Below are 13,670 nucleotides of genomic sequence, written 5' to 3' on the forward strand. Positions count from 1 at the left end.
TCGCGTCGAGCGGAAGCGACGCGAACAGGGAATGTCTCTTGCGTCCAGCTGGTTCACAGCAATAGGCTGGAGGGCTGTCGCACCGACCGGGCGACGATGCCGAGCCTGAGGAGGACACCATGATTTCGATCGCCGCTGCGCAGATCACCGTTCTTGGCTCGAACCCGGTGTACCGCGGATAGCGCTTCACTCCGCACTTCGATTTCCCGGCTCCTGGCCTCGCGGCCGAGCCCATCTCTCTTCTCTTCCGCATCGAAACTCGTCTGAGAGTCATGTCTTCCTCGTCATCGCAGAAACAGTCCTCTTCGCTGTCCACTCCAGCCGCACTCTGGCGCCTCGCACCGTTCGTCCGTCCCGTGATCTGGCGGTTCGTGGGGGGCGCCGCGAGTGCTCTCGGCGCCGCCGTCATCGCTCTGATGATCCCGCTCGTGCTCGAGCAGATCGTGCAGGGCCCCATCCGCACCGGGTCGATCGGTCTCATCGTCCTCGGTGCCGTCGTCGTGCTCGTGCTGGGCTTCGGCGAAGCGCTCATGGTGTGGCTGCGCCGCTGGTTCATCCTGAAGCCCTCGACCGAGGTCGAGTACCGCATGCGCACGCTGCTGTACTCGCGTCTGCAGACGCTGCCGGTCGCCTTCCACGATCGCTGGCAGTCCGGTCAGCTGCTCAGCCGCATGATGCAGGACATCGGCCTCATCCGCCGGTGGTTGGCGTTCGGGCTCATCCTGCTCGTCGTCAACCTGCTGACTATCATCATCGGAGCGGTGCTCCTGTTCCGCTGGCATTGGCTGCTGGGCACGATCTTCATCGTCACCGCGATCCCGCTATGGATCACGGGCTACCGCTTCGAGAAGCGCTACGGGCGCCTTGCACGTCAGAGCCAGGATCAGGCCGGCGACCTCGCGACCAGCGTCGAGGAGAGCGTGCACGGCATCCGCGTGCTGAAGGCGTTCGGTCGCGGAAAGCACGCGCTCAGCCGTTTCAGCACTCAGGCCGAGTCGCTGCGTGCGACGGAGCTCAGCAAGGCGCGAGCGGTCGGATCCATCTGGTTCTGGCTCGATCTGATGCCGCAGATCGCCTTCGGGCTCAGCCTGATGTCGGGCATATGGCTAATCTCGCAGGACGCGATCGAGCTGCCGGAGCTGTTCGCGTTCTTCGCGATGGCGACCGTACTGCGTTGGCCGATCGAGTCGATCGGGTTCCTGTTCTCGTTCATGCTGGATGCCCGTACCGCATCCGACCGCGTGTTCGACATCTTCTCCGAGACGAACAGCATCACCGACCCCGAGCACCCGGTGCACATCGAGGAGCCTCGTGGCGAGCTCGTCTTCGAGAACGCGCACTTCCGCTATCAGGATGCCGGCGAGGCCGAGCGCGATCTTCTCGACGGCATCGACCTGGTGCTGCGACCGGGAGAGACCATGGCGCTGGTCGGTCTCACCGGCAGCGGCAAGACGACCCTCACCACCCTGCCGACCCGTCTGTACGACGTGACGGGAGGACGAGTCCTGCTCGACGGCGTCGACGTACGCGACCTGACGCTCGTGGAGCTGCGCCGCCACATCGCGATGGCATTCGAGGACGCCACGCTGTTCTCGGCATCCGTCCGCGAGAACGTGCTGCTCGGCCGTGCCGAGCTCGACATCCACGGCGAAGAGGGCGAGCGCGTACTGCGCGAAGCACTGGAGGTCGCGCAGGCGACGTTCGTGGATGCGCTCCCGGATGGCGTGGAGACCGTGATCGGCGAGGAGGGGCTCAGCCTGTCCGGTGGGCAGCGCCAGCGCCTGGCGCTCGCACGCGCCGTCGCGGCGAACCCCAGGGTGCTGGTGCTCGACGACCCGCTCTCGGCGCTGGACGTCGATACAGAGGCCCTCGTGGAAGAGGCCCTGCGGCGTGTGCTCGCCGACACCACGGCGATGATCGTCGCCCACCGCCCGTCCACCGTCGCGCTCGCCGACCGGGTCGCGCTGCTCGAGCGCGGCAGGATCACGGCGGTCGGCACGCACTCCGAGCTGCTGCGCACCAGCTCGCACTACCGGCACGTGATCTCCAGCCTCGAGGCGGAGGAGGCCGCGCGCACCGGTGCCATCCCGATCATCACGGATGAAGACCTCGAAGCGAGGGGCACCGCCGTCGAAGCATCCGCCACCGAGGAAGAGGAGGTGCAGGCATGAGCGCGACACTCACCGGGACCGAGGGCGAGGACCGCTCCAACTACACCCGCGAGGAGAGCAAGGCGATCCGTCAGCGTTCGCTGCGGCTGCTCGGCTCTCTCGTGAGCCCCCTGCGCGCGCAGATCGTGCTCGCGGCGATCGTGCTCGTGCTGTCGACGGCCCTCCAGGTCGCCGGCCCCATCCTGATCGGCGTCGGACTCGACTGGGCCCTCCCGGCCGTGATCGACAACGCCGACTGGATGCCGACCTTCGGAATCGGGATCATCTACCTGGTCGCGGGCGGTGCCGCGGCAGCGCTGATCGGCTGGTACGTCGTGATCGCCGCACGCATCACCCAGGCGGTGCTGATCGATCTGCGCAAGCGGATCTTCCTGCACACGCAGCGGCTGAGCCTCGAGTTCCACGAGACCTACACCTCCGGGCGGATCATCTCGCGGCAGACGAGCGACCTCGACTCGATCAGGGAGCTGCTCGACGGCGGTCTCAACAACCTCGTCTCCGGCGTGCTGTTCGGCGCGTTCACGTTCATCACGCTGCTCGTGTGGGACTGGCAGTCCGGAGTGATCCTGCTGATCGCCCTGATCCCGCTGTACCTGCTCATGCGCTGGTTCTACTCGCGCTCGCAGGTCATCTTCCGCGAGTCGCGCGTCATCAGTGCCAAGGTCATCGTGCAGTTCGTGGAGACCATGACGGGCATCCGCGCCGTCAAGGCGTTCCGCAAGGAGCCGCGCAACGACGCGAGCTTCCAGAAGGTCGCCGGTGACTACCGTGACGTGAACCGCCGTTCGATGCTGCTCTTCGGCACCTTCGAACCAGGGCTCATGACGGTGGCCGCCTTCACACTGGGCCTCGTCGTGCTCTGGGGCGGCATCCGCGTGTCGACCGGCGCACTGACGGTGGGCGTGCTGCTGTCGGCCGTCCTGTACGTGCGGAACTTCTTCGCGCCCATGCAGGAGATCGCGATGTTCCTGAACTCCTACCAGTCCGCCACGGCGGCATTGGAGAAGGTCTCCGGAGTGCTGGACGAGGTGCCGACGGTACCGGACCCCGAGAAGCCGGTCGACCTGTGGGAGTCCCGTGGCCACGTGAACTTCGACGAGGTCACTTTCGGGTACTCGGGCGAGAAGACGATCCTGCCGAACTTCAGCCTCGACATCCCCGCGGGGCAGACCATCGCGCTCGTGGGCACGACGGGAGCGGGCAAGTCCACGCTCGCGAAGCTCATCTCGCGGTTCTACGACCCCTCGCTCGGACGCGTCACGCTCGATGGAGTGGACCTGCGTTCGCTGCATCCGAAGGATCTGCGCCGGGCGATCGTCATGGTCACCCAGGAGGCATACCTGTTCAGCGGAACGGTCGCGGACAACATCGCGCTCGGGAAGCCGGATGCCACGATGGACGAGATCCGCGCAGCCGCGAAGGCCGTGGGGGCCGATGAGTTCATCGAGGCCCTTCCGGACGGATACGCCAGTGACGTGAACAAGCGCGGCGGGCGCGTGTCGGCCGGACAGCGGCAGCTGATCTCGTTCGCGCGGGCCTTCCTCGCCGACCCCGCAGTGCTGATCCTCGACGAGGCCACCGCGTCGCTCGACATCCCGTCAGAGCGGCTCATCCAGGATGCGCTGCAGACGCTGCTCGCCGATCGGACGGCCATCATCATCGCGCACCGGCTGTCGACGGTCGCGATCGCCGACCGGGTGCTGGTCATGGAGCACGGCCGGATCATCGAGGACGACACTCCTGAGACGCTGATCAGCGGCACGGGCAAGTTCGCGCAGCTGCACGCGGCGTGGCAGCAGACGCTGGTCTAGTTCGCATGCCGCTGAAGTTGATGCGCGGGGGTCGGCACGGGTGGCAAGCTGACTAGCATGAAGGAGTGGATCCCGTCTTACTGGCAGCCGAGTGGTGGTGGGTCGCGCCCGCTGTGGTCGGAGCGGGCGCCGTGACGGCTGCGGGGATGCATCGACGTGGAAGCGCGAGCGGTCGGCGCCTGGCGTTCGATGCAGCGAGAGAAGACCTGAAGGAAGCTCAGTTCCGGGCGGCAGAGACTCGGCGGGCCGTGAAGCTCGCGAGGGCGGAGCACGCTCGACTCGTGGCGGAACGCACCGCCGCGCGCGCCTCGGCCGCCGATGTCGCCAGCGCCAGACGCGTGCTCAAGACCGCGGAACAGGATGCGCGGGCGGCGGCGGCCGATGTGCGGGCACGCCGGGTGCACTTGAACGTCGCACGGGCGGAGATCCCGCTGGCCTCCAAGCCCGAACGCTATCCGGTGGCGCGCCTGCACCGCGCGCACGATGCGATCACCGCGCGGTGGATGGACTACGAGACCGACCCGGCGAAGCTCATCGCGTATCCCACGATGAGCGACGCCAAGGAACCTGCGACGGCCGCGTTCCTCAGCGCCTCGCGGACCGCGCAGGAACTGCGACCGGCGGTGGGGGCGCGCACCACGACGGCTGAGTTCGCTGCGTACCGGGATGCCGTGGCCCAGCTCGAGCGGACGTTCGACGTCGCCGAGCACACGGCGAAGGCGCGCGCTGCCGGCAGGGACCCGAATGCGACCGCCGCCTGGCAGGACACCGCTCAGCAGGTCTTCACCCGGTCGGCCGATGTGCTCGACAAGGCGGCAGGTGCCGCGGCATCCGCGTTCGCCGCCTGGAACGCGCGCAACAGGCCGAACGCGGACGGAGAGCCCGACGCCGCGGCAGGCGACCAGCCGGGGCCGAAGCCGCCGAAGATCTGGCCGGTGCCGCGGCGCGACTCCTGACGGCTACGCCGGTATCGCGCGGGTGCGCACCAGTTCTTCGTACCAGTGGCCCGAATCCTTGACCGTGCGCTCCAGCGAGTCGAAGTCGACACGGACGATCCCGAATCGCTTGGCGTAGCCGTAGCCCCACTCGAAGTTGTCCAGCAGCGACCACACGAAGTAGCCGCGCAGATCGACGCCTCGCTCGATCGCGCGGTGCGCTGCCGTGAAGTGGCGACGCAGGTAGTCGGTGCGCTCGGGGTCCGGCACAGAGCCGTCCTCGGCGACCTCGTCCTCGAATGCGGCCCCGTTCTCGGTGACCATCAGCGGCTGCTCGGGGAACTGCTCCGACAGGGAGACGAGGAGCTCCTCGAGTCCCTCCGGTGCGATGTTCCAGCCCATGGCCGTGTACGGTCCGGGCTGCTGCACGAACTCGACGGCCTGGTCGCTGCCCGGCCAAGCCGTACCGGCGGACGTGCCCTTGTGGCCGTCGTTCTGCTGCTTCTCCGACACGCCGTCCCACAGCCGCACGGTCGCCGTCGAGTAGTAGTTCACGCCCAGTACGTCGATCGGCTGGTTGATCGTGGCGAGATCGCCGTCCTGCACGAACGACCAGTCCGTCACCTCGGCGGTGTCCGCCAGCAGATCGGACGGGTACTCGCCGCGCAGCATCGGATGTGTGAAGGCACGGTTCGCCAGGCCGTCGATGCGGCGCATCGCCTCTGCCGCACCGTCGCCCTGTCCACGCAGCACGTGGAAGTTCAACGTGACGGAGTAGTCGGGGTCGCCGGTCGAGGTCGCGCGCAGCGCCTGCACGGCGCGCCCGTGAGCGAGGTTCAGGTGATGCACCGCCGAGAGCGCCGAAGCGGGTTCGGTGCGCCCTGGTGCATGCCCGCCCTGTCCGTAGCCGAGGTAGGCGGAGCACCACGGCTCGTTCAGAGTGGTCCAGGTGTGCACGCGGTCGCCGAGTGCCGCGCCCATGATCTCGGCGTACCGCTCGAAGGCATCGGTGGTGCCGCGCGAGGTCCAGCCGCCCGCGTCTTCCAGATACTGCGGGAGATCCCAGTGGTACAGGGTCGCGACGGGGCGGATGCCGCGTTCGAGCAGCCCGTCGACCAGACGCGAGTAGAAGTCGACGCCGGCCTGGTTCACACCGCCGTCTGCGGTCGGCTGGATCCGTGGCCAGGCGATCGAGAACCGGTATGCCTCGAGCCCGAGCCCCTTCATCAGATCGAGGTCTTCGTCGACGCGGTGATAGTGGTCGCACGCGACATCGCCGGTGTCGCCGTTCCAGACCTTCCCCGGCGTCTTGCTGAACGTGTCCCAGATCGACGGGGTGCGGCCGTCCTCTGCCGCGGCACCCTCGATCTGGTAGGACGCGGTCGCCGAGCCGAACGTGAACCCTTCGGGGAAGACGAGTCCTGAGTCGCGGTAGTCGGGTGAACCGATGGCGGTCATTCGGTGATCTCCTCAAGATCTGCGGTGTACTCGCGGCTGACACCGTCGGGTGCGGTGACGGTGATCGAGCGCGTGCCCGACCCGCCGCGGAACACGCGCAGGGTCAATTCGTCATGGTAGTCGTAGTCCGGGCGGTCTTCACGGGAACCCCACGGCAGCAGCGTCCCGGGGCGCACGTACAGCGGCAACGACATGTAGTCGTGCGTCTCACGCAGCCAGCGTCCGCCCTCGACGACCTCTCCAGTCAGCAACGAGGTCCACTCGCCCTCTGGCAGATAGAACTCGACTTCGCCCGACTCGGCGAAGACCGGTGCCACCAGGAGATCCGGTCCGAGCATGTACTGCCGGTCCAAGTGCGCGACGGCCGGATCGTCGGGGAACTCCAGCTGCATGGGTCGCATGATCGGTGCTCCGGTGCGCGTCGCATCCAGGCCCACCTGATACAGGTACGGCATGAGGCGCATCTTGAGACGCGTGAAGAAGCGGGTGACATCGACCGCCTCGTCATCGAACGCCCACGGCACCCGGTAGGAGGAAGAGCCGTGGAAGCGGGAATGCGAGCCGAGCAGGCCGAACGCCGTCCATCGCTTGAACACACCGGCATCGGGCATGCCCTCGAAACCGCCGATGTCGTGGCTCCAGAAGGCGAATCCGCTGAGCGCGAGCGACAGTCCGCCGCGCAGCGTCTCGGCCATCGACGCGAAGGTCGACGTCGAGTCGCCGCCCCAGTGCACAGGCATGCTCTGGCCGCCGGCCGTCGCCGAACGTGCGAACAGCACGGCTTCTCCTTCGCCGCGCGCCTCGGTGAGCACGTCGTGCACCGCCCGGTTGTACAGCTGCGCGTAGAGGTTGTGCATGCGTGCGGGGTCGGAGCCGTCCGCCCAGACCACGTCGGTGGGGATGCGCTCGCCGAAGTCGGTCTTGAAGCAGTCCACGCCCTGGTCGATCAGGCCGCGCAGCTTCGCCTGGTACCAGGCGACGGCATCCGGGTTGGTGAAGTCGACCAGCCCCATGCCGGCCTGCCACAGGTCCCACTGCCAGATCGATCCATCCGGACGCGTGACGAGATACCCGGCGTCGCCGGCCTCGCGGAACAGGGGAGAGCGCTGTGCGATGTAGGGGTTGATCCAGACGGAGACCCGCAGATCCTTCTCATGCAGCCGCTCGAGCATGCCGGTCGGGTCCGGGAAGACGCGAGGGTCCCATTCGAAGTCGCACCAGTTGAACTCCCGCATCCAGAAGCAGTCGAAGTGGAAAACCGACACCGGCAGCTCGCGTGCCGACATCTCATCGATGAACGAGTTCACCGTCTGCTCGTCGTAGTCGGTCGTGAAGCTCGTCGACAGCCAGAGGCCGTAAGACCACGCGGGCACGATCGGGGGGCGTCCGGTCAGCGCGGTGTATCTTCCGAGCACCTCCTTCGGCGTGGGGCCGGCGATCACGAAGTACTCGAGCACCTCGCCCGGCACCGAGAACTGCACGCGCTCGACGGCCTCAGAGCCGATCTCGTAGGAGACGTGACCCGGATCGTTGACCAGGATGCCGTAGCCGCGGTTGGAGAGATGGAACGGGATGCTCTTGTACGCCTGCTCGCTCGATGTGCCGCCATCGGCGTTCCAGATCTCCACGGTCTGGCCGTTCTTGACGAGCGGGCCGAAGCGCTCGCCGAGACCGTAGATGAGCTCGCCGACGCCGAGGTCGAGCTGCTCGTGCACGAAAGTCGTCTCCGTGAGCGCGGGTGCGCCGCTGCGGGCGTTGCCGACGATGCCGTGGTCGACCTGCGCGTCGGGGGAGAGACGCAGATAGCCCTGCGCCTTGTTGCCGCTGCCGGTGACGCGCCTGCCGTCGACCTCGAACGACAGGTTCCACGGTGCGCCGGGGGTGATTCTGGCGGTGATCGCGCCGCTGGTGAGCGCACCGCCGTCGTCCGACACCGATGCCTCGCCCGCCGTGGTCGCGCCGGGGAGTGCGAACCCGCCGTGCCAGCGTCCGCCCTCATGATGCGCGATGCGCACGCGGATCACGCCCTCGGCAGGGGAGGAGAGGGTCGTCGTGAGCACCGGCCGGTTGAGTACATCGCCGCGCTTGGCGATGACCATGGTCGGTGCGGTCACGACGATGCCGCGTCCGTCGGGGGTGTCGTCGGTGGTGGCGATGTCGTAGGCCTCCTGCGCATACAGCGCGGTGACGCCTGGACGAAGCTGCCAGAACCCGTCGGTGAACTTCATTACTTGACTGCTCCTGCCGTGATGCCGCGTGTCAGCGTGCGCTGGAAGATGAGGAAGAAGATGAGAGTGGGGATGATGCCGAGAAGTGCCGATGCGCTCGTCGTCGTGACGTCCATCAACCGATCGCCCTGCAGCACGCTGATCGCGACCGGAACCGTCTGGTTCGCGTTCGAGGCGAGGAACGTCAGCGGGATCAGGAACTCGTTCCAGGTCCAGATGAAGAAGAAGATGAGCAGCACGGAGAGCGTCGGACGGCTGATCGGGAAGACGACCCTCCAGAGGATCTGCCAGCGGCCGGCGCCGTCGAGGGAGGCGGCTTCGAGGATCTCCTTGGGGAAGGTGCCGTACACGGACGACAGCAGGTAGGTCCCGAACGCCGCCTGGATGACGGTGAAGACGATGATCACCGACCAGACGTTGTCGTACAGGCCGACCGATTTGAACATGTAGTACAGCGGATACAGCAGCGCCTCCTGCGGCAGCAGGTTGGCCAGCAGGAACAGCAGCACGATCCAGGAGCGTCCACGGACGCGCCCGATGCCGATGGCGAACGCGTTCAGCATCGAGATGACGACTGCGAGCACCGAGACGATCCCGGCGATGAAGATCGAGTTCCACACCTTCTCGGGGAAGTTGACGCGCTCCCAGAACTTGATGATGCCGCCGAGGTCGATCGACTCAGGCAGCGCGAGCGGCCCGGAGGTCGCATAGTCGACGGGCGACTTGAACGAGTTCACCAGCACGAGGTAGAACGGGGCGATGACCAGGAGCGCGCCGATGACGACGAGCGCGAGCAGAAGCCAGTCGACGGGGCGTTTCTTGGTCATTCCGCCGCGTGCGCGCCTCTTGGCGGGCTTTCCGGTGACGATGGCAGTGGTGGCGTGCATCACAGTCCCGCCCTTTCCTTGCGCTCGAGGGAGTTCTGGACGCGGATGAAGACGATCGAGACGATGACCACGACGATCGTGAGCACAGTTGCGATCGTCGCGCCGTAGCCGACGTTGCGCTTCGTGAAGAACTCCTGGTACGCGTAGTACGCGGGCACGAGGGTGGAACCAGCGGGACCGCCGCGCGTGATGATGTAGACCGGACCGAAGACCTTGAGGGCTGCGATCGTGCACGTGAGCGTGACGACGAAGATCTCCGGGCGGATGATGCTCATCGTTATCGCCGAGAAGCGCTGCAGCCAGTTCGCGCCGTCGAGCTCTGCCGCCTCGTACAGCTCGGGATCGACGCGTTGCAGCGCCGCCATGAACACGACGACGGGGTAGCCCAGCTGCACCCAGACCATGACGACCATGAGCACGATCAGTGCCGAGGGCATCTGGCCGAGCCAGTCGTACGCGGGAGCCCCGAACCAACCGAGGATCTGATTGAGCGCGCCGTCGCCACCGGGTCGGACGATCCAGCCGATGACGATGCCTGCCACGGCGATCGGCAGGATCTGCGGCAGGTAGTAGGTGGCGCGGAGGAAGCTGCCGACCTTGCCGCCGAACTTGCGTCCGACGACGTCGAAGAGCAGTGCCGCGACGATCAGACCGACGATCGTGGGCACGACGACCATCGCCAGGATCATCCACACCGAGTTGATGAAGGATGTCCAGAAGTCGCCGTCGGTCAGGATCTTCTGCCAGTTCTCGAGCCCGATGAACTCCGGTGCGCGCACGCCCTTCCATTTCGTGAAGGTGAGGTACACGTTCCATACGAGCGGGACGATGACGATGATCAGCAGCAGGGCGAAGCCCGGAAGCAGATACATCCAGTAGGCGCCGGTCCCGCCGCTGCGCTGCGGGATCGACGGCTGTTCGGGCGGCAGCTTCGTGCGGCCCCGTCGTGTGTCAAGTGACATGTTCAACTCCAGAAGGGCGCGGGGGCGGCCGTCGGACGGCCGCCCCCGCTGTGGATCAACGGAACTCTGCGGTGCCTTCGTCGTACTGTTCGCCGAGGTTGGCGTTGGTCGTCTCGACGTCCTGCGCACCGGTGATCAGGCCCTGAAGCTCCTGGACGAGCACGTCGTAGAAGCCCGGTGCCGGCCAGTCGGGGTAGAAGGAGAGACCGTCGGCATCGAGGACGCCGTTGAAGGTCTCGATCAGCTCGGCGCTCTTCGCGTCGGTGATGTCGGCGGCGTCGACGGCGACGGGGAGGCCACCGTTGTTGCCGATGATGGCCTGGATCTCCGGGCGCATCGTGATGTCGATGAACTCGTAGGCGAGTTCCTTGTTCGCTGCGTTCTCCGGCACGACCCAGAGGTTGCCCGATGATCCGAGTGACAGATCGGCACCGGGGAATGCGGTGAGCGTCCAGTCGAAACCGGTGGCCTCTGCGACGAAGCGCCCGAACCACCATGACCCGGAGACGAAGATGGGGGAGGTGCCGTTGATGAAGGAGACACCGGCGTCCTCGGCCTTGACCGATGAGACGTCAGAGGCGATGTAGCCCTTGTCGACGTACTCCTTCAGCGTCTCGGTGGCCGAGGTGACCTCGGGCCCTTCCCAGTCGACCGGGTCCTTGTAGAGCTGGTAGTCGTCGACGAAACCGCGGTCGCCCTCGAGGAGCGCGAGCTGATACCACAGCTGTCCCAGCGGGTACTCGGCACCGGCCTCAGCGAGCGGCGTGATCCCCTTGGCGACGAAGGCGTCGAGCACGTCGACAAACTCCTCGTAGGTGGTGGGGATCTCGAGACCCGCGGCGGCGAAGGCGTCCTTGTTGTAGTAGACGCCGACGAATTCGCCGTAGTTCGGGATGCCGAACCACGACTCGCCGCCCATGACGCCGTCCTCGCTGTACTTGGCCGTCGTCTGCAGAGACGGGGCGAGCTGCTCGTCCCACCCGTACTCGGCCACAGCGTCGGAGATGTCGGTGATCAGGCCCGTCGAGGCCAGGAATCCTGCCGTGGCGTTGCCCTTGTTGAACTCCATCAGATCGGGGGCCGCATCGGTGTCGAGCACCTGGCTCGCCGTCTTCTGGATCTGCTCGAACGACTTCTCCTCGAACTCGACCGTGGCGCCGGTCTCCTCTTCGAAGATCTTGATCGCCTCGGCCCAGGCCTTGCCCATGGCGCTGTCGGCGCCCTCGTAATGCCACAGCTTGAGCGTGTCGCCGTCGCCGCCTTCGTCGGTCGAGCCCGACGTGCACCCGCTCAGGGCGAGACCTGTCGCGGTCAGCGCCGCCAAGGCGGCGAGCGTCTTCTTTCCTCGGATGATGCGTGCCATCGTCGGCACTCCTTTCTCAGTGGCCATGCGGCCGGACACTTCGGTGGGGTGTGTTCAGTTGTGGTGCTGCTGTGCGTCGAAGCGTTTCGACACGGGACATGCGGACAGGGAAGCGAAGAAGGTTCACTCTCGAGTGGGAGCGACCGAACCGGCCGACAGATACTCGGGAGCGAGGAGGTGGACCTCGGGTCGAAGGCGCTCGCCTTCGACGTGGCGAACGGCCAGATCGACGGCGAACTCGCACGATCGCTGCGGCACGAGCGGGATGGTGTCGACCTGCACGGGCAGGGATGCCGTCTCGAAGGAGGCGGCTGCCGAGATCACCGCGACGTCGACACCCACGCGCAGTGAACGCTCGGCGAGCGACGACAGCAGCACTTCGTGGACATCGCCCACGGCGTGGACGATGAACGCGCGCTGACCGTCGTCGAGCGCGGCCTCGACGGCGGCGCGCACGACCGCGGTGTCCGTGGCGGTCTCGCCGGTGGTGACCCAGTCGACCTCGACGCCGCGCTCGACGGCGCGTTCCTGCACGCCATGCAGAAGCCTGCGGGGGAAGTTGGACTTGCGATACGAGACCTCGGTCTGCCCGAGCAGGACGACGCGCCTGTGTCCGGCGTCGGCGAGGCGGTCGACGGCGATGTGGCCGACAGCGGCGAAGTCGAGGTCGACGCAGATCAGGTCGTCGTGATCGTCGGGGACTCCGATGAAGATGGTGGGCGTCCGCATCGAACGAGCGATGGCCACGCGCTCGTCGTCAGGTGCGACGTCCAGCACGAGGATGGCATCGACGAGCTTGCTCGCCGCCACCCGGTTCATGCCCTCAGAGGCCTGCTCGTCGGTCAGCAGGAGGATGTCGTAACCGCGACGGCGTGCCGCGACCGCCGCGGCCAGCACGAAGGCCATGTGGGTCGGTGCGTGCGTGTCAGCACGCAACGGCTCGGTGAGGGCGAAGATGTTGGTGCGGCGCCCGGCGAGCATCCTCGCGCCGGCCTCGGGCTGGTAGCCGAGGGCGGTGACGGCGTGCTCTATGCGCAGGCGCGTCTTCTCGGAGACGGGACGCTTACCGCTGAGAGCGTAGGACACGGTGCTGATCGACACTCCGGCGGCCTTGGCCACCTCGTGGATCGTCGACATGTGCACTCCATCGTCGCTGCGGGATCATCGAAGCGTTTCGACGGCGCTTCTTGAGAAATCGTAGACAACAGTGCTCGTGAGCGCAAGCCATTTGTGGCTTTTGCCAACAAATCGTGTCGACCGACAGGATCCTCGTCGCGCAGTCCGATGCCCGGAAGGCGACGAGGCCTCGGTGGGGGAGGGGATCCGAGGCCCCGCCGCCGGTCTCAAGGGGCGAGTCGGATCTCCGCGATGACCTCGGCGTACTCGGTCTCGCCCACTGGCGTGAAGCCGACGCGCTGGAAGAACGCCTCAGGGCCGTTGTCGCCGGACTCGTAGATCACGTTGACATGATCCATTCCTCGCGCCCGTGCCTCATCGAGGAGGCTCTCCACGGCGAACCGTCCCACGCCGCGGCCCTGGTCGTCGGCGTCGACGTTGATCCGCCAGAGCACGGAGCGGAAGTGCTCCTCCTCGGCTTCGGGATCGAAGCTGGCGCTCACGAACCCGACGACCTCGTTGCGATCGAGGATCACACGCTGCCACGAGGTCTGCGGATTGATCACGGTCGCCGCGATGCCGTACGAGACCGGGGCGAGGTACTGCTCCTGCCCTGGCTTGAGAGACAGATTGTTCACGGCGACGATCGTCGCAGCGGAGAGTTCGACCACGCGCAGTTCCGTCATACGCCCAGGGTAACCTCTCCGGGCGCGGTGTGCGCCCGAAAGAACACTGCGAA

Annotated in this window: 10 protein-coding genes; 3 read left to right on the forward strand and 7 right to left on the reverse strand. The window is 66.7% G+C overall.

The genetic code is table 11. From position 1 onward, the window contains the following. Positions 1-272 precede the first annotated feature (272 nt). The 3 genes from ACYVG2_RS00905 (at position 273) to ACYVG2_RS00915 (ending at position 4,938) form a co-directional block, all read left to right on the forward strand. On the forward strand, positions 273-2,171 hold the full coding sequence (locus ACYVG2_RS00905; RefSeq protein ID WP_460779258.1) for an ABC transporter ATP-binding protein: 1,899 nt from the start codon (positions 273-275) through the stop codon (positions 2,169-2,171). Further along, positions 2,168-3,982, forward strand: a complete 1,815-nt coding sequence (locus tag ACYVG2_RS00910; protein WP_460779259.1) for an ABC transporter ATP-binding protein — start codon at positions 2,168-2,170, stop codon at positions 3,980-3,982. Before ACYVG2_RS00905 ends, ACYVG2_RS00910 begins: the two co-directional genes overlap by 4 nt. Before the next feature lie 65 nt (positions 3,983-4,047). Then, the gene (locus ACYVG2_RS00915; RefSeq protein ID WP_460779260.1) at positions 4,048-4,938 is read left to right on the forward strand and encodes a hypothetical protein; all 891 of its coding nucleotides are present in this window, start codon (positions 4,048-4,050) and stop codon (positions 4,936-4,938) included. Positions 4,939-4,941: 3 nt separating this feature from the next. Here ACYVG2_RS00915 and ACYVG2_RS00920 read toward each other — a convergent pair whose 3' ends face one another. The 7 genes from ACYVG2_RS00920 to ACYVG2_RS00950 form a co-directional block, all read right to left on the reverse strand. Next, entirely contained in the window at positions 4,942-6,375 is a 1,434-nt protein-coding gene (locus ACYVG2_RS00920; protein ID WP_460779261.1) for a GH1 family beta-glucosidase, read from the reverse strand. Further along, positions 6,372-8,603, reverse strand: a complete 2,232-nt coding sequence (gene yicI, locus ACYVG2_RS00925) for an alpha-xylosidase (RefSeq protein ID WP_460779262.1) — start codon at positions 8,601-8,603, stop codon at positions 6,372-6,374. The genes ACYVG2_RS00920 and yicI overlap by 4 nt, the downstream gene beginning before the upstream one ends. Next, positions 8,603-9,490, reverse strand: coding sequence for a carbohydrate ABC transporter permease (locus tag ACYVG2_RS00930; protein WP_448965211.1), 888 nt, complete (start codon positions 9,488-9,490; stop codon positions 8,603-8,605). Before ACYVG2_RS00930 ends, yicI begins: the two co-directional genes overlap by 1 nt. Then, positions 9,490-10,452, reverse strand: a complete 963-nt coding sequence (locus ACYVG2_RS00935) for a carbohydrate ABC transporter permease (protein WP_448965257.1) — start codon at positions 10,450-10,452, stop codon at positions 9,490-9,492. The genes ACYVG2_RS00930 and ACYVG2_RS00935 overlap by 1 nt, the downstream gene beginning before the upstream one ends. Before the next feature lie 55 nt (positions 10,453-10,507). Then, positions 10,508-11,815 carry an ABC transporter substrate-binding protein gene (locus ACYVG2_RS00940; RefSeq protein ID WP_460779263.1) on the reverse strand — a complete coding sequence of 436 codons (1,308 nt, stop codon included), beginning with the start codon at positions 11,813-11,815 and terminating at the stop codon, positions 10,508-10,510. A 123-nt stretch (positions 11,816-11,938) separates the two neighbouring features. Continuing rightward, positions 11,939-12,952, reverse strand: coding sequence for a LacI family DNA-binding transcriptional regulator (locus tag ACYVG2_RS00945; RefSeq protein WP_460779264.1), 1,014 nt, complete (start codon positions 12,950-12,952; stop codon positions 11,939-11,941). A 206-nt stretch (positions 12,953-13,158) separates the two neighbouring features. Continuing rightward, entirely contained in the window at positions 13,159-13,617 is a 459-nt protein-coding gene (locus ACYVG2_RS00950) for a GNAT family N-acetyltransferase (RefSeq protein ID WP_448965207.1), read from the reverse strand. Positions 13,618-13,670 lie beyond the last annotated feature (53 nt).

It is taken from the genome of Microbacterium shaanxiense (genome assembly GCF_054779995.1).

Bases quoted from the DNA above. Each gene is read 5' to 3' on its own strand.
- ACYVG2_RS00905 (WP_460779258.1), top strand. From the start codon at position 273: ATGTCTTCCTCGTCATCGCAGAAACAGTCCTCTTCGCTGTCCACTCCA.
- ACYVG2_RS00910 (WP_460779259.1), top strand. From the start codon at position 2,168: ATGAGCGCGACACTCACCGGGACCGAGGGCGAGGACCGCTCCAACTAC.
- ACYVG2_RS00920 (WP_460779261.1), bottom strand. From the start codon at position 6,375: ATGACCGCCATCGGTTCACCCGACTACCGCGACTCAGGACTCGTCTTC.
- yicI (WP_460779262.1), bottom strand. From the start codon at position 8,603: ATGAAGTTCACCGACGGGTTCTGGCAGCTTCGTCCAGGCGTCACCGCG.
- ACYVG2_RS00930 (WP_448965211.1), bottom strand. From the start codon at position 9,490: ATGCACGCCACCACTGCCATCGTCACCGGAAAGCCCGCCAAGAGGCGC.
- ACYVG2_RS00935 (WP_448965257.1), bottom strand. From the start codon at position 10,452: ATGTCACTTGACACACGACGGGGCCGCACGAAGCTGCCGCCCGAACAG.
- ACYVG2_RS00940 (WP_460779263.1), bottom strand. From the start codon at position 11,815: ATGGCACGCATCATCCGAGGAAAGAAGACGCTCGCCGCCTTGGCGGCG.
- ACYVG2_RS00945 (WP_460779264.1), bottom strand. From the start codon at position 12,952: ATGTCGACGATCCACGAGGTGGCCAAGGCCGCCGGAGTGTCGATCAGC.
- ACYVG2_RS00950 (WP_448965207.1), bottom strand. From the start codon at position 13,617: ATGACGGAACTGCGCGTGGTCGAACTCTCCGCTGCGACGATCGTCGCC.